This window comes from Pontivivens ytuae (assembly GCF_015679265.1).
GTDB lineage: Bacteria > Pseudomonadota > Alphaproteobacteria > Rhodobacterales > Rhodobacteraceae > Pontivivens > Pontivivens ytuae.
The window spans coordinates 45,985-64,258 of sequence record NZ_CP064942.1 but is presented as its reverse complement, the minus strand read 5'-3'; the positions used below and the strand labels follow the sequence as shown (position 1 = coordinate 64,258).

2 protein-coding genes (1 of these 2 cut by a window edge) are annotated in these 18,274 nt (G+C 70.1%); both read left to right on the top strand.

All coding sequences use genetic code 11. From position 1 onward, the window contains the following. The first annotated feature begins 169 nt into the window (after window positions 1-169). Window positions 170-1,666 (top strand): TolC family protein, encoded by a 1,497-nt coding sequence (locus I0K15_RS00125; RefSeq protein ID WP_196103429.1) that lies wholly within the window; start codon window positions 170-172, stop codon window positions 1,664-1,666. Between the two features lie 52 nt (window positions 1,667-1,718). Further along, window positions 1,719-18,274, top strand: the 5' portion of a protein-coding gene (locus I0K15_RS00120; protein ID WP_196103428.1) for a DUF4347 domain-containing protein. It continues 19,516 nt past the right edge of the window; the window shows 16,556 of its 36,072 coding nt (coding positions 1-16,556); the start codon lies at window positions 1,719-1,721; its stop codon lies beyond the right edge, outside the window.

Here is an 18,274-nt window from a genome sequence, read left to right as displayed (position 1 = left end):
CCGCCGGATCTAATGTCGATACCAGTTATAGGCATAGAACAACCATAGGTTGTGCGATTTAACTATTTGCAAGTGTGTAGTAATTCGCACAAATAAATTGGAAACGATCGATATAATGACCAGAGATAGAGGCCGCCGACCGCGGCTGTTCGTGGGGACGGAAATTGGAATGAAGGGACAGGCGCGTTTCGCGGCCTGCGGGGTGCTCGTAGCTGCACTCTGCTCTTGCCAGAACTCTTTCACGGCGACGCAGGCATCATCGCCCGAGCTGATCGTGCCGCCGGTGCTGCGCGCCGAGGCTGCGGCCGAAAGCCAGCCGGTCGTCGAGCCTGTTCCCCTGGGGTCGACCGTGCCCGAGGGTGGGACCAACCTGCTCCTCTTCGCGCAGCAGGCTGTCGATCAGAGCCCGCGGGTCGTCGCGGCCCAGTTCGCGGTGGACGGCGCGCAGGCCCGGATCCGCGAGCAGCGCGCCGCCTTCCTGCCGTCGCTCGCACTCAACTTCGAGCGGGAGCAGGTGAACCAGGACATCCTCTTCTCCTCTCAGCCGTCGTTCAGCGGCAACCAGAGTGATTTCGAGGTCGACACGCAGAGCCTCAACCTCTCCCAGACGATCTACGACGCGTCGGCCAGCGCCGATATCGACGTGGCGAAGGAGGAGCGTGAGGCGGCTGCCGCCCTCGCCGAGGCGGCCGTGCAGGACGAGCTCGACCAGGTGCTGACGCTCTATCTCGATGGGGTGGAGGCGCTGGAGCGGTTCCAGCTCGCCGATGCCGCCTACGACTATTTCCGCGCGCTCAACATCGTCCAGCAGCGCGAGGTCGAAGCCGGCCGCCTGCGCGCCTCCGAGCGCGCCGACACCGTGGCGGACCTCGCCCAGGCCGAGACGGATCGCGAGGTCGCGGCGCGGGATTACGCCAGCCGCACCGATGCGTTCTGCCGCGCCGCGATCGAGACGGCGTGCCCCCGCATCCTCGGTCTCAGCCGCGACGGCGCGCTGCCCGAGCCCGGCCCTCTGACCGAAGAAGAGCGGCAGAAGGTGCGGGAGAACCCTGACATCCGCGCCCTCGAACGCTCCATCGCCGCCGCCGTGCGGGAGATCGACAGCGCCCGCGGTCAGTACTACCCGCGCATCACGCTGGACATCGCGCAGGAGAATGTGGACCGCGGCGGCTCGCTCTTCGACGGGGCGAGCGAGACCGAGACGCAGACCATCGCGCTCAACGCCAACTGGGCGCTCTATCAGGGTGGTCGCCGCGGGGCGGCTGCGCGGCGGGAGCGGGCCGAGGCCTCCGAACTGCGCCACCTGCGCGAGGCGGACCTGCGCGACATCCTGCGCACGCTCGACACTGCAACAGACGCGCAGGCGACGCTCTGGGACAATGACCGCCGCCTCGATCGCGTCATCGACGCCCGCGCCGTCGCGCTGCGCCTCGCCCGGCAGGAGTTCGACGCGGGCCTCGCCAATGCCGTGCTCACCGCACAGACCCGCTACGCGATGATCGACGCCATGGTCGCGCAGCAGACCGCACGCCGGAATTTCCTTCTCGCCATGATCGCCCGGAAGCGGGCCACGGGGGAGCTCGACCTGGAGATGGTCGAGCTCGTCGCGGGGCTCGCCACCAACGGAGCGCCCGCCGAAGACGCGGTGGCGATGCTGAACAACTGAAGACCCAACTAACCGCCTGATTGCGTGGGGCAATGAACAGGGAGCGGACAGAATGAACAGAATGCTCAGAGGGCCGCGTGCCGGCCGGACCCGTCGGAAGCTGCACGTCGAAAGCCTCGAACAACGGGTCCTTCTGTCCGTCGATCTGATCCCACTTGCGCCGGAGCTCCCTGACGAGCCTCCGGCGTTCGAGCGTGAGATCGATGCCCCCGCGCCGTCGCCCGAGACCACCGCCGCCTCGACCGAGCAGGAGACCGCCGCCCCACGCGAGCTGGCCCTGATCGACACGCGCGCCGGCAGTCTCGACGACATCGTGGATGCGCTGGAGGCCGCGGGCTTCAGCGCCGATCCGTCGGCTGAGAAGAGCTTTGCCATCGTCTCCTCGGCGGAGGAGATCGTGGCGGCGCTGGGTGAGGGTGGGGAGCGCGACGCGATCCACTGGCTCACCCACGGCAACGCGGCGGGTTTGACGCTCGGCACGGAGCTGATGTCGGCCGAGGTGACCGGCGACGATCCGGTGGTGCAGGCGCTTGGCGATGCGCTGGCACCGGGCGGTGACCTGATGCTCTATGCCTGCGACCTGGCTGACGGGCTGCTGCCGAAGCGGCTGGCCTCGCTGACCGGCGCCGATGTGGCCGCGTCCGACGATGCGACGGGTCATGCGACCCTCGGCGGCGACTGGGTGCTGGAGAGCCACTGGGGCGACATCCAGGCCTCCGCCCTGTCGCTGGAGGAGGTCGCGGGCCTGCGCCTCGACGATGTGGCGACGTCCAACCTGCGCCTGATCGAGGATCTGCTGAAGGACCGGGCGGCGACGGACGTGGCCGACCGGCCCGCCATCGACGCGGCCCTTGCCGCGCTGACCGACGTCTTCGAGGCCAGCGGCGCGTTCGATGGCATCACTGTGCCCACCGACGCGAACTGGGCTCTGTCCGCAATCGAAAGCTCGCTGGTGGCGAAGCTGGGCGGAGAGACGGATCCGTTCGATTGGCTGGCGAACGGGCTTGCCGACGTGACCGATGCGATTTCGGCGGCCGCGCTCGATGCTGGCCACGCCGCTTTTGCTGCGCGTGTGGCCGAACTCGAGGCGGAGCGCAGTGACGTCATTGCGAATTTCGTCACCGATCTGAGCAGCGCGGAGCGGGCGAGCCTCGTCGCCGCCTTCCTCGGCTCGGCACAGGACCTCGACGCTGTGCGCGCGGGGATCGAGACGCGCCTTGCGGCGGCCGTGACCTCCGGTACCTTCTCCACGCTGACCACGGCGGAACAGACCACGGCGCAGGGCGTCCTGACCGATCGCGTGCTGTCCCTCTTCAGCGGCCTTGCGCTGTCCTTCGACGGGACGGGTGAGCTGACGGCGGAGCTGATCCTCGACGGGACCATGGCCGATCTGCCGGCGGATATGCTGCCGGAGACGGCCGACTGGACCGCGCTCGGCCTCTCCGCTCTCGACGGAGCCGCGGCCGAGGGGCAGGCGCGTCTCGCGAGCCGGGTTGCGCTGACCTACGCGGCGGCGTCGACCACGCAGGTGATGTCGCACGCGGCGATGCTAGACCTGTCGCCTGCGACGTCGCTGAGCGTCGAGGCGACGCGCGATGCAACCGGGCAGGCGGCCTCCGCGCAGACGGTGAGCTTCGATCCGGCACTTGAGGCTGGCGACTACACTCTGACCATCGGCGCGACGAGCGTGACGGCGAGCTTTACCTCCGCCCCGACGCTGGCCGAGCTGATCTCCGGCCTGCGCGCCGAGACGGGCTACGATGACCTGCCCGCCAAGCTGACCGCCGTCGACGGCCTGCTGACGCTGGTCTGGGAGGAAGACGGCGTGCAGTCCGAAAGCGCCACGCTTGCCGGACCGTCCGGCGCCGTGACGCCGACCCTGACCGCGGGACAGGACGCTGTCGTTGAGGTCCAGCGCCTCGCCGCCACGCCGCGCGCGGGCACCGGCTACAGCCTCAATGCGGGCGGGCTGACACTCGAAACCGAACGGCTCGCCGACGCCACCATTGATGCGCTCGCCGAGGCGCTGCGCGCGGCGGAGGGCTATGACGAGAGCCTCTTCACCATCGACACGGATGGTGGCGCGCTGCGCCTGACCTGGGCCGATCCGCAGGCGGTCGCGGCGCTCGCGACCCTCACCCCCTCCCGCGCGAGCTTCACCGACGGGCCGTTCGCCGTGGCGCCTGAGGCCGGGCTCGATCGCATCCGCCTTTCGGTCACACAGGACACCACCGACGGCACCACGAACAACGCATGGATGATGCGCCTGCCGCTCGACTTCGGCGAGGGCGACCTCGCGGACATGTTCACCGGCGACTACGTGATCGGCAGCAGCGGCACGGGGGCGCCCAGCTTCCTGCTGAGCGACAGCCAGCTCCTCGGCACGACCGAGCCTTCGGCCCGCGCCGTGCTTCAGGCGGCGCGCGACGGCGATGCGGGCGCCTGGGTCGATGCGACCTGGGCGGGCGACGTGCTCGACCGGCTCCCGGCGAACCACCCGGTGGCCGCCGATGGCATGGCCGCGATGGGTCTGCTGGCGCTGGAGCGGCAGCTTGCCGAAGCGCCCGTCGGCGGCAACGACAAGACCGTGGTCACGCCCGGCTTGCGTCCCGAGGCGGTGCCCCAGACGCAGGTTCCGATCCTGCGCGTGGGCGAGACCGACGGCACCGGGACCGACGACATCGTCAGCCTCGCCGACCTCGCCGGAGTGGGGCAGGCGGACGGCGCGCTGCCCGCGCTCATCGCGCGCGTCGGAACGGAAATTGCGGATGCCTGGGCGACGCTCGACCCGGCCAGCCGCACCGGAGCCGCGCTGCAATCCATCATCGCGGGTATCACCCAGTCGCAGTTCCGTGGCGAGAGCACGGTGGACGACGCGGCCCTCGGCTGGACGCCGGGCAGCGGCACGTTCCTCAGCTACGACACCGCCACCCGCGCGCTGACGCTGGCCTTCGACGAGTTCGAGCTGCGCGACATCGCGGCGGCCCGCGGACTCTATGACGAGATCGCGATGTTGCGCGGCGTCGGGGAGCGCACGACAGAAGCGACGGTCGGCCTCGATCTGACCATGAGCTTCGCGGCCGGGGACCTTACCCCTGACACCGACCTCAGTATTGGGCTGAAGATGCGCCCTGCGCTGGAGATTGCGAGCGATGGCGACCCGATCTGGGCGCGCCTCGACAGCGACCTGCCGGGCGAACCGTCGGTGCTTCTGGCGCAGGCCGAGGGAGGTACCGGCACGATCCTGACCGTCGAGATCCGGCAGGGGCTGGAGCTGACGGGCGGTATCTGGCAGCCGGAGACGGACACCACCGCCACAGCGACCTTCGAGCTGTCCTTCGCCGATCCGCGCAATGCGGGCGGGCTGACGGCGGCGCTGGCGGAGCTCAACGGCGTCTACACGCTCAGCTTCTCCGGCGCCGATGCGCTGCGCGACCTGCGCGCGCTCGACACCGGGACGGCGGGCTTCCTGGATGCGGCGGACGATATCGCGGCGCTCTACCAGCTCAAGCTGTCCACCGTGGATGCGGATTTCGCGGGCGCATGGCTCGATGCGCTGGGGGCGATCCCGGACCTCGCCGCCACCGTTCCGCCGCTGGGCGTTTCCCTTTATGACCTCGCAACGGGGGCCGCCGGGGCCGACGACCTCGATGAGTGGATGCGGACGGCGCTGACCGACGCGATCGAGGCGGGGGCCGGCAGTGACACGCTCTCCGACTTCCTCGCCGATCTGAACGCGCTGACCGGCTTCGGGATCAGCGGCGACGCGGCCTCGGGCTACACGGTCGATTTCTCGCGCTCGAACGTGGCGCTGCCCGACCGGGTGCTCGACTTCTCCGCCATCTCGGCGCTGTCCTTCGCCGTCGGCGGGGCCCTCTCGTCCCGGACCGCGAAGACCCGGCTGAGCGCCAAGGCGCAGGCCAAGGTCGAGCTGGTGACCGAGGATGGCAAGCTCACCTTCCGTACCACTTTCGCCGATCTGGACGAGGCGCTGAGCCTCGACGTCGTCATGGGCGATCAGGCGCTCGGCACCTTCTCCCCCGATGCGCTGGCAGATGGCAGCGCGGGGCTCAGCGGCAGCGCGGCGCTGACCCTGGACCTCGGCGGGATTGGGCCGGTCACGACGACCGGCGGCGCCTTCGCGCTGAGCGCGGTGGTCGAGACGGCGGCCCCCGGCAGCGACCTGCCCGGCGGGGCGGTGCCGCTGATGACGTTGGACGACAGTGCATCGGCGGGCTGGCTGATGCGCCTGCCCACGACCATCGGCGGTGAGGCAACGGTGCTCGACTTCACCGCGGACGGCTTCGCGGCGCTCGGCATCGACGGGGTGGAGCGCTTCCTCGTCAACGATGCGGAGGCGGAGCTGACTGCCGCGCTGAACGAGACCGCGGACCGGATCACCGATGGCTGGCTCACGGGTGCGGGCACGGCGGATGATCCGCTGACGGCACTCCTGAAATCTGCCGTGGATACAGGGGCTTCCGACAGCGACTTCATGTCGGCTCCGATCCCGCTCCTGGGCGGGCGAAGCTTCCTTGATATCCTCGACACGGACGGGGCCACGCTCGACACGCTGGGCTCGGAGGTCGCGACGCGCCTCGCCGCCGCCGTCAGTGCCGCGGCCCATGCGGGCGTCGAGGATGCGCGCGACACGGCCGCGCTGATCGCAGCGCTCGACAGCATCGCCGGCATGACCGGCGCGCAGACGGTCAATGACGGGCTCCTCGACGAGCTGCGCTACTCGGTGGCGCTGGAGGATGTGCTGAGCACCGTGATCGAGAGCGGCGTGGCCGACCTCTTCGATCTGGAGGGCACGGGCCTCGACCTCGAGAACATAGCGCTGCCCGACGCGCTGCGCCTTGTCGCCGATCTCGACATAACGGTGGATATAGGGCTGAAGCGCACGGGCGCGCAGTTCGAAAGCTTCGTGGAGATCTCGCATGTCGAGGGCGGTCTGGCCCTCACGCCGAACGACGGCAGCGCGGGCAACCCGCTGCTCGGTGTCCCGCTCCGCTCCACGGTGGGTGATGGCGGTGCCTCGACGAGCACCGTGACCATCGGTGATCAGACCTTCCAGATGCTGGAATCCGCCACGTCGCGCCTCATCTTCGCGCCGCGCTGGACCTTTGCCGCCGCCGCCGCTGATCTGAGCGGCGAGATCCTGCCGCAGATGGACGGCGACGCGAACCTGACCATCGCCATCGACACCCGCGACGGGGCGGGCGGTACGGAGTCTGCGATCATCGTCGATCTGATCGACGACACGCTGCCGCGGCTCGAGAACATCGCCCGGTTCACCGACGGCACGATCAACGCGACCGGCATCGTCGGCGATTTCGGCGGGCAGACCGCGAGCGCGATCGACTTGCGCCCCGGCACCTCCTTCAACGTGGTGCGCGACATCGGCGGCGCGCTCGATGCGCTGGAGACGCGGCTCGCCGGCGACCTCTTCGGCGACGTGCTCGCCGTCGAGGTCCCATATGCGGGCGGTCTGACGCTGGCCGGGATCATCGAGCAGGGCGGCGTGACCCTCTTCGAGCGGCTCGGCCTGCAGGCGCTCTCCGACTGGATCGCGGTGAACGGTGCCGATCAGGACAGCGTCGCGCTTTCGGCGCTGGTCACAGCGCTGGAGGGCGTGTTCGCCGACGCGGGCGCGGTCAACGCGCAGCCCGGCCACGATGCGAGCCTGCCGGATGCGGTGTCGCTGCGCTATGACGTGATGCCGACGGATGTGGGCGGCGTGCAGACGCCGCGGCTCATCCTGGAGCTCAACCCGATCTTCGACGTGGCCTTCACGGCGGAGGCGGATCTGGATGCTACCGCGATCGAGGCGATGCTGGGCCTGCCCGCAGGCAGCGCCATCGGCGGCGGCGTGACGCGGGAGGGCGATGCGCTGCTCCGCCTCGCGCCGCGCTTTGTGCTGGCGATGAACGGCGATCCGGCGACGACACAGATCGGCTCGGGCACCGGATTCGGCTTCGACGTGCGCGATGCGGACGGGACGGCCGGTGTAATCACGCTGGACCGCGCGGGCTCCGGCGGCGCGGCGCAGGTGAGCGTCGACGGCACGGCCGTCAGCTTCGACTTCTCTGCCGCAACGGTCACGCTGGCGCAGGCTGAGGATCAGGCGAGCGTCACGCTCGACCTCGGCGACAGCTGGTCGGATCTCGGCAGCGTCACCACCAATGCCGCGCTGAACGCCTCCGGGCTGTCGGCCGACCTGTCCGCCACCGCGGATGCGACGGTGCCGAGTGCGGCGGCCGTCTCCGTCACGTTCGGGCAGAAGAGCACGCTGCCCGCCGATCCGATCACCGCCGCGGCGGATGCCACGCCCGAGGTCACGGTCACGCCGCCGTCGCTGGCCCCGGTGACGAGCCCGGCGCTGGTCGGGCTGGAGGATTTCGACCTCGCCGACCTCGCCACGCAGCTCGACGCGGCGCTGTCTGCCCTCACCAATGCCGATTTCAGCGCGACCGGCACCGACGTGCTGCACCAGGAGCTGCCGCTGATCGGCAAGTCCCTGGCGGAGCTCCTGAATCTCGATGCCGGACTCGACGCGATCCAGGCGGCCATCGCCTCCGCGCCGTCGACGGCTGCGGCGCAGCTCCAGGACATCCTGAACGACGCACTCTCCGGCGTGTCGGGCGGCACGCTGACGGCTGTGGTCGATGCGCCCGAGACGGTGGATGCCCTCACGCGCAATATGATGAGCGTGATCCTGGAGCTGCGCGCGCCTGCGACGGCACCGGCGATCGACGATATCGGGTTGGAGACGTTCTCCGAACTCTTGGGCATCCCGCTGCCGGACGCCACGGTGGATGGCGTGACCGTGGCGCTCGAAGGTGCTGTCGGGCGCTACGAGCGGGTGCTCTCGATCATCGATCCCGCGCCGCAGGACCTCGGCACCGGCTACACGCTGGGCGAGGGCGATCCGCTGGAATGGCGCGATGCCGATGGCGTGCTGCGCGCGCAGGGCGTGATCCGCGCGGTCGAGATGCAGGCCGACCGCACCGTGCTGCGCGTCGAATGGCAGAGCTGGGACGACAGCGCTGATCGCACAGGCTGGGTGCTCAACCGCGTGGTGCTCGATGCCGGGCTGAACACGCTAGAGCTGCCAGTGACCTCCGAGATCCGGGTGGCGCAGGAGCGGCAGAACACCGTGACGCTGGACGCCGCCGCGGGATCGGTGGGCGACACGGTCACGTATTCCGATGCGGGCGGCGTGCGCGCGATGGGTGAGATCACCGGCATCTCCGGCACCGATCTCGACATCACGTGGACGACCTGGGACGACGCGGATCGCACCGGCTGGACCTTCGCGATCGACGGGACGAGTGCGACCGTCACCGCGGTGTCCGCGGGCACCGCCCTTGGCGATGCGGAGGGGCTGCTGGGGCAGGTGCGCCTCGACATCGACCTGCGCACTATCGCCGCCACCGTCACGGGCGGCGTGGGCAGCGCGGCCGCTGGCGCGTGGTTCGAGGTCGTGCGCGGTGGCGACGTCGTCGGCACCGGTACGCTCGCTTCACCGGCCGTGAGCTCCGGCTCCGTCGGTCTGGTCCTCGCCACCGGCGCGGTGGAGAGCGGCGACACGATCCGGGTCTATGGCGCGGACCGTCAGGGCTCTGAGGTCGCCACGATGGTGATCGACACGGCGCAAGCGATCCCGCTGGTGCTGCTCGACACCTTCGGCAGCCGGATCGATGCGGAAGCGCGGCTGGAGCTTGCGGCGGGTGCCGACCTGCTGTCCTTCGACCTGCCGCTGCTCGGCACGGCGGGGGCGGCGGTGACGCTGGGCTCAGCCTCTGGCACGACGCTGGCGACGGCGGACATCTCCGTGGGCTTCGGCGGCGAGAACCCGATCTGGACCGCCGTCCTGCCGACGCTCGGCGGCACCGCGGTGCAGCCGACCATGGCCGTCTCGCTGACCTCCGACACGGAGCTGGAGGTCGAGGCAGAGCTTGGCGGCACAACCGCCGATCTGGGCACCGCGACGCTGACAGCCTCGCTCGAAGACGGAACGCTTACGGCGCCGAGCCTCACGCTCGCCTCCGGCGATCTGGTCGAGGCCGCGCGCAATGCGTTCGGTGCAGGCGTCGCGGGCTGGACCGACCTCTCGGGCCTCGTCACGGCCTTCGACGAGATCGTGGCACAGGTGCTCGGCGATCCTGCGGGGGCGCATGATCTGCTCGACACGGTTCTCCCAGGCATCGGGCAGAGCATCGAGGAGCTGACCGGCCTGCGCGTCGCACTGACCGCCGCGCAGGATGCGCTGGCGGCAGGCCGCGACCGCGCGCCGGAATTCGCCGCCGCCATCATTCACGACGCGATGACCGAGGCGGGCAACCCGCTGTTCTTCGCGCCCGACGAGCTGCTCGTCACGGTGGAGGAGGGTGCGACGCCCGGCACCCTCGCGCTGACGATCGACGGCGACCGGCTCGTGGCCGGTCTGGTGGATCTCGGCCTTGATCTATCCTCGCTCGACCTTGCGGGGGCAGGACTGGCGGGCCTCGGCCTTACGGATCCGTCGCTCCTGAAGATCTCCGCCGATGGCGCGCAGTTCGAATATGCGCTGTCGCTGGCGCTCGACATCGATGTTGAGATAGCGGCTGACGGCTCCATCGATTGGGGCACCGGCGAGCAGACCCTGCTCGATGTGAAGACCCTCGGTCGGGTCGGCCCCGCCGATGTGAGCTTCGCCATCGACGCGGGCAGCCTCGGCACCTACGGCCTGCGGGCGCTCGATTCCGAGATCCTGTTGTCGAAGGACGGTGCGACGCTCACCGACGACGCGCTTGCCGACCAGCTCGACACCTCGGGGGCTGGGTTCACGGTGACGCGCGCCTCCGGCGGTGCGCTGACCATCGAGGCCGAGGGCGCGGTGCGCGCGGGGCTCGACCTCTACCGCGACTACAACGACGAGCTCACCCGTATCGAGTTCGACGACAACGGCACCCAGATCACGCCGTTCGAGAACGCGGTTCTGGAAGGCTCCTTAGCCTGGGGCGGCTCCAGCGTGGAGACGGCGCTCGAGATCACGGGCCTGCCCACCGGCTTCACGCCCGACCTGCGCGCGGTGCTGATGCCGCAGCTCGACGAGTTCTCGGCGCTGACCATCGACGACCTGATCGGCCTCGCCGACGGGATGAGCGACTGGCTGGAGAACGGCGGCGGCGACAGCTTCCTCGAGATGGACCTGCCCATCGCCGGCCGCTCCATCGGGGACCTGCTGCCGGTCGCGCAGCTCTTCACCGCGATCGAGACGGGCCTGAACGCGGTGAAGGCCGTGACGGGCGGTTATGCCAACCAGCTCCTCGCCGTCGAGGAACTGGTCAACGAGCAGATCGCGAAGCTCACCGGCTGGACCAACCCGCCGGTCTTCGTGCTGAGCCTCGCGGCGCAGCCGGGCTCGATCTGGACGCAAGGCGCGCCGGTGCAGGCGCTGGAGATGCGCCTGACCTTCGAGGATACGCGGACCGAGGGTGCCAATCTCGACCTCACGCTCGCCGATCTCTTCGACGTGGGCTCCGATGATTTCGTGGCCGGGGGTCTCTCGGCACAGGCGAGTATCGAGGCTGGCGTGACCGGCACGCTTGTCATGGGCGCGGAGCTGCCGGTGGACCTGTCGCAGCGGCGGCTGGGCGATCTGGCGACTGATGCCGACCTGATCGAGCCGCGGCTCTATATCGGTGACGCGACGGGTCTCGATTTCACGCTGAGTGCCGCGGCGGAGGACGTGTCGGCGAGCCTCACGCTCGGCGGTGCCTCCGGCGTCGGCCTCTATGTCGAGGGCGGTCGCGCGGCGCTGACCAATGCAGCGGGCGACGGACCAGCAACGCTGAGCTTCGCGGTGCCCGATACGGCGGCCGGGCGGCACCTGATCTCCGGCACCGTTGCCGATGCGGGCGCGGTGACGGCAGCGACCGGTGCGGTCGAGGCGCTGACGCTGGTCACGCTCAGCCAGCCTGCGGCCCTTGGTGGCTCGGTGCGGGTGGTCAATGCGGATCTCTTCGACCGGCTGAGCCGGACGACTGGCGCGGATTGGGATGCGGCCGCGACCGGCGCCTTCGGCGTCATCACCGCGGCGGGCTCGCAGATGCTGCTCGACGGCGACGTCTCCTCCCAGATCGAGGCGGGTGAGGCGCTGCGTCGGGTGATCGCGAACTCCGCCCTGGATGTCAGCGGCGCGGTGCGCGCCGGCAGTACCCAGATGGATCTGACGCTGACCGCGGGCGACGCGGACCGGTTCGCGAACTACTCCCACGTGCTGGTGAGCTTCACCGAAGGCAGCGTGGCGAAATCCATGGCGCTGCCGATCCTCGGCACGGACGGCGCGGTCCTCTCCGTCGCCGTTCCGGCGGGCGAGTGGACTGGCGCGTGGACAGACGTGGTGGTGGAGGCCGTTGACAATGACGGCACCCGCTCTGCCGATGCCGCCACCGCGACCGATGTGCAGGTGGGCGATTCCACCGGCATCGCCTATACGCTGACGCTCGACACCACGGCGGCGGCGGACGTGCTCGCCGGGCTGGAACCGCTGAGCGAGGCCTCCGGCGCGACCACGTCGGACCTCTTCTTTGCCGAGGCCGGGATTGCGGGTCGCGTCCTGTCCGTCGATGGAACGACCGGTGAGGTTGTCGCCGTGCTCTTCGGCCTCGACGCGGACGGGCAGGCGCTGGTGGAAGGCGGCGACGCCTCCGCCATGGCCGCGGCACTGGCGGCGAGCACCGTCACGCTCGGCGATCTGCCGGTCTTCGACCGCAGCGACCTGGTGCCGACGCTGGATGCGGCCATCGACCTCGATCTGGAGGTTCGGACGACGACTGGCGGCCTCAAGGTCGCAGAGCTCGACGTGACCGAGACGCTGGCGGATCTCGTCGCGGGTGCGAGCCTGCCGAGCTTCGATCTCGCCTCCCTCGTCACGGTGAAGCCGACGATCACGCTCTCCTCCGTCGAGACGCAGGTGGACGAGGCGCTGGAGCGGCTGAAGGTGATGACCCCGGCCGAGCTGGTCGCGCATCTGAAGAGCGCGCTGGAGATGATGGTCGATGGCGACGCGGCGGGCGCGTTCCTCGACACCGAACTGCCTTTCGCGGGCCAGACGCTGGACGAGGCCACGGGCCTGCGCGCCAAGCTCACCGCGCTGATCGACGCGCTCGACACGGCGGGCCAACCGGATGACCTCGCGGCCTGGGCCGCGCAGGCGGCGGCGGAGGCGGGGCTGCCCGAAGGCACGCTCACCCTCGATTATGTGGAGATCGACGACGCGAACCGCGCCGATCTCGCGGCGGAGCTCGGCGATCTGACCAACCGCAACTGGGCGGTGCGCGTCGGCCTCTCGCTCGACCAGTTCTTCGAGGAGGCGCTGACGCTCTCCCTCGACCTCGCCGATCTGGGCGATATCGGCCCGATCGCGGGTGAGGCGCTGTCGGGTGCCTTCTCGCTGGCAGGCTCGGTGTTCGGGACGGCGCGTGCGGCGCTCGACCTAGCCATCGTCGGGACCGGGCTGACCGGTGCGGATGCGCGGCTGCTCACGAGCTCCGGCCTCACGGTCGGGGTCGGGATGGACGTGCAGACCGGTGCGGGCTCCGGCGTGGGTCTCTCCGACAAGGTGCGCGCGCTGCTCGGCAACGCCTTCGACCCGCAGTTCTCGCTGGAGGGTGGGGCGCTCTGGATCGATACGGGTGCCGAGGCGCGCGAGGTCACGCTCACCATAAACCGCGGCAACACACCGATGACGGCCGACGACTTCGCGGTCGGCGATGCGGTGGTGCAGGACGGCACCTATGGCGTCGTGCAGAGCTGGGATCACGAGACGGGCACGCTGGTCGTGCTCGGCCCCGTCGGCGCCTTCGGCACGGCGGAGGAGTTGTTCGCGCTCAACGACAACGGCACGGTGCCCGCCACGGGTGGCTATACCGTGACCGAGGCGAGCCCCGCGGCCACCGACCGGCTGACGGCGGAGCTTGCGGCCGGTGGCCAGCGCTACGTGCAGGTGGGCGACAAGCTCGTCTCCGGCGCATGGACCGGCACGATCGAGAGCCTCGCGGCCTCGGACGGCACGGTGGCGCTGCGGGCCGAGACCCCGGACGAGACGCTGTCGGGCAGCCCGGACCGGGTGATCGCGTTCAGCGACGGGCAGGAGGTTGCGCAGGGCACGTTCGGCGGTGCCGTCTCAGCGCTCACCGGCGACGTCACGCTGGGCGCCATCGAAGGCAGCCGCTTGGGCACGGACGGCACCACGCGCACGCTGGTCGAGGCGACCGCCGGCGTCGCGCTGTCGACGCTGGAGGGGACCTACCTGATCGACGGCACCGGCCGGATCTTCGAGGTGACGGACGCCACGGCGACGGGCCTCTGGCTGCGCGCGGTCGGCCATGATGGCCTGCCGGTGGCGGGTGACACGCTGGCCGCACCCTCGCTGACGGTCGGCTCGGCCGCGGTCGGCGCGCTGGTGCCGGGCGTGGAGCGGATCACGGTCAATGTCGGCGCGGATGCCGACCGCATCGGTGATTGGCTCGATCAGGTGCGGCTGCTCACGGACGGGGCGCACTGGTTCGAGGTGACGTCCCACGATCGCGGGCGCGGCACGGTTGAGCTGCGCGCACTCGACGGGGGGATTCCGTCCGGCACGCTTCATGTCGCGAGCCTCGCGACGGAGCTCGGACCGCTCACCAACGTGGCCGACCAGGCGGGTCAGGCGAGCATCAGCGTCGGCATCGTGGATGCGGACGGGCGCGGCTATGTGGGCCTCGGCTCCGCGTCGGAGACGAGCGCGATCACGGCCTCCGAAATCACGGGCGGCTGGCTGCTCGACGTCGATCCGGCGGACTTCGCGGGTGCCACCCATGTGCGCCAGACCGTCGGAGGCGGCAGTGTCGAGGCGCGGATCCTTGGCACCGAGAACGGCATGCTGCTGCTCGGCGAGGGCGCTGCGGGCTTTGCCGGGGCCGGGCAGTTCGTTCCCGTCACCCGGGCCACGCTGGCCACCGACACGGTGGAGAGCGGCGATATCACGCGAACGCTCAGCCTCGACATCAGCGGCGTGACGCTGACCGCGGACATCTCCGACTACGAGCTCTACTGGAACGACGGGTCGACGCTGAACCTTGTCTCCTCCAGCCTGAGCGTCGATGGCGGGACGCTCACCTGGAGCGAGGCCGATTTCGACCGCGCCGGGTTCGATCCGACCGACGGCTGGGTGCTGCGGCGCCAGACGGCGGCGGCGGTCGCCGACGATCCCGCGACGACCACGGTCGATGAGAGCGCGCCGGCCCAGTACGAGGAGCTGGACGTCACCGGCGCGGCCGGGGCCGAAGTCACCATCGCCAGCACCGCCTTCGGCGATGCCCAAGTCGGCGACAAGGTTCAGTTCGCGGGCGTCCTGCTGACGGTCACCGCGGCCGACGCCTCTGGTTTCTCCGCCGATGTGGATGCCGATGCGGGTGCTGCGATCGACGGTGCATCCGATGGCGACGAGGCCGTGCTGCGCCGTGTTACCACCGGAGCCGCCGTGACGGCGGACGCTGCGACCCTGAGTGCCGCGCGCTATCAGATCGTGGCGACCGATGGCGCGGGCCTGCGCCTCGGCGACATGGTGACCGGCAGCGTGACGGGCCAGCAGGGCACGGTCGTGGGCCTCTCCGACGGGTCCGCGACGATCGCGCTCTACGTGGCCGAGACCATCGAGACCGACACGGCGGGCCTGACCGCAGGTGACGCCTTCACCACCGCGGACGGGCGCACCGGGCGGGTTCTGTCCGTCGGCACCGGCGAGATCACGGTCGCCTTCGACCAGACAGGTGCGTTCCGCGCGACCTCCGGCTCCGGCGCCAACGAAGTTGCGGGCGACACGCTGGCCCGCGAGGCCGACGCCATCAGCCTCAGCGCGCAGGCGAGCGGCGAGATCGGGCTCTTCCTGCCCATGACGATCCGCCTGTCTGCGAGCGATTTCGCCACCGGTATCGTGTCGGCCCGCGCGAACTTCGAGGGCGCGAACGTCGCGCTGCCCGAGGTCACGGTGCCCGACGCGCTCTCCACCTACCTCACCGATCGCTACCGCGAGGTCGCGGGCAACATCGCCTCCCTCAAGGAGGGGCTGAGCTACGCGCAGGTGATCGACGGCATCCTGATGGCGCTCGACGTCATGATGGGCACCGATGGGCAGGGCGGCCTGATCGACGCGGAGCTGCCGTTCCTCAACAAGAGCCTCGCGGACCTCACCGGCATCGGCGGCATCCGGGACGAGATCGCGGCCCTGCGCGATGCGCCTGCGGCCTCGCTCACCAAGCTCGAAAGCCTGCTGACCGATGCGCTGGAGGCGATCCTGCCCTCCGACGGCACCGCGCCGACGGTGGCCGTCGCACTGGAGCCCTACGAGACCCAAGGCGGCACCACGGACAAGCTGCGCCTGACCATGGCGGTCACGGATTACGGCTTCGACCGCGAAGTCAGCATGGATGTCGATCAGGACGACCTGTCCGAGGAGCTGCTGGGCGGCGCCGATCTCGGCCCGCTGGCCTTCTCCGCCGGGGCGACGGTCAAGGCGAAGGCGAAGGCCGAGATGCGCTTCGACGTGATCTTCGGACTCGACCTCAGTGTGCCGGTGGGCGAGCGTCCGCCCGCGCAGGTCTTCATCGGCGAGATGACGGGGCTTTCGGTCGCCGTCGAGGCGCTGAAGCTGATCCCGAAGGGCGAGACCTCCCTCGACCTCGGCGTCGCCTCCGGCAAGGTTGCCATCGCGGACGGGGCGGAGATCGCACTCGACGCTGGCACCATGACGTTGAGCAACCTGTCCGGCGACACCGATTACAGCGGTCTGGTGGGCAAGCAACTCCAGCAGGGCAGCGCCTACTTCACGGTGGAGAGCTACTTCCCCGGCACGGCGGGCAATACCGACGGCTGGATGAAGCTACGGGTGACCGACGGCAAGCCGGAGCTCGGCACGGCCATCACCTATTCGGATCGCGCGGGCAGCATCATCGCCTCCGAGATCGTGACGGATGCGGGCACCGAGAAGCTACGCGTCCATGTGGAGGACCCGGCGGAGAACTGGACCGGCGGCCTCGACGACTGGGCCGGAACGCCGGAGCTTGCGTCGACCTCCACGCTGAAGCTGTCGGACGGGACGGTTCGCGTGCTCGACGGGCTGGCGCTCGCGGGCGGTGCGGTGATCCAGGGGCTGACGCTGAACGCGGATGGCGGCATCGCGGCGCTGAAGATGGACCGCGACGTGTCCAGTATCGCGGCGCTGGCGCGCGGCACGATCATCAATCTGGGCGACGGGCTGACCGCCGTGATCGTCGCCGATGTCGATCCGCTCGCGAACGACGTGCTGGTCGTCGCCTTCACCGGCGACGTGGTCCCGCAGGTGCAGCTCGTGTCCTACGACCTGCCGCTGACGCTGCAGAACGGCGATGAGCTGACGCTGCCGGGCGGCCACGCGATCCTCTCCAACCTCGGCGTCAATGCCGATGGCAGCCGCTTCACCGCCTCCTTCGCGATCAGCGATGGCAGCGGCGGGGTCCAGACGGCGGCCACGGCGAAGAGCCTGTTGGAGACGCTCGGGCCGGGGCAGGTCTGGACCGACGGTTCCACGGCGTACCGCGTGACCGCGCTCGACCGACAGGCGGGCACCGTCGAGCTTCTGATGCTCGACACCGGTGCCGTCGAGGTCTCCGCGGCCTACACGGCAGCCGCGGTGCCGACGCTCGACGCGATGGATTTCGGCGGCAGCACGCTGACCCCGGCGCAGGTGATCGTGACGGCGGAGGGCATCACCTTCCGCTTCGCCACCGGCGATGACCTCACCACGCTCGAAACCGCGCTGAGCGGGGCCACGATCGACATCGGCGGCGTGACCGTCGACACCGACGACATCTCCTTCAAGAAGGACCGCCGCACGCTCGCCATCGAGAGTGCTGCCGTCTCGATGGGGGAGTCCGCCCAGTGGACTGTATCGACGCCCGCGAGCATCGGCGCGCTCTCCGACCTGTTCGAGGGGGCGGGCCTCACTCTGGTCGACGACCCGATCTACTTCTCGCTGCGCCCGGTGGGGCAGGACAGCGCCGACTACCTGCTCTATGCGGGGCAGGACGCGGACGGCGACAACAGCTTCGGCACGGATGAGACCGGCCTGAACAACGTCACGCGCTTCTGGAATGTCGAGGGGACCGCGAACACGGACGCGGCCGCGGTGCCGCCGACCGTGTCGACCACGTTCAGCGGGCTGCGGATTCGCTTTGCCCTGCCGCTCGAAGTCTCCGGCGCGGTGGCGGATATCGAGCTGCCGCCGATCGAGATCCCGACCTTCGATATCGATTTCGACCTGCCGTCGATCAATTTCGGCATCGGCATCCCGACGCTGCCGGACCTGCCGAACTTCGCGCTGCCGGGGCTCTTCTCGCTGCCCGGCCTCGATCTGCCGAACCTCCCGGGGCTGCCCGATTTCGACCTGCCGGATCTGCCGGACCTGCCGTCGATCACGCTGCCGAGCCTGCCCAGCCTGCCGGGCATCACGCTGCCCGACCTGCCGCTGAGCCTGCCGGACCTGCCCGATCTGCCGGGCCTGCCCGCGATCGGCCTGCCAAGCTTCGACTTCACGCTGCC

Bases quoted from the DNA above. Each gene is read 5' to 3' on its own strand.
- I0K15_RS00125 (WP_196103429.1), top strand. From the start codon at position 170: ATGAAGGGACAGGCGCGTTTCGCGGCCTGCGGGGTGCTCGTAGCTGCA.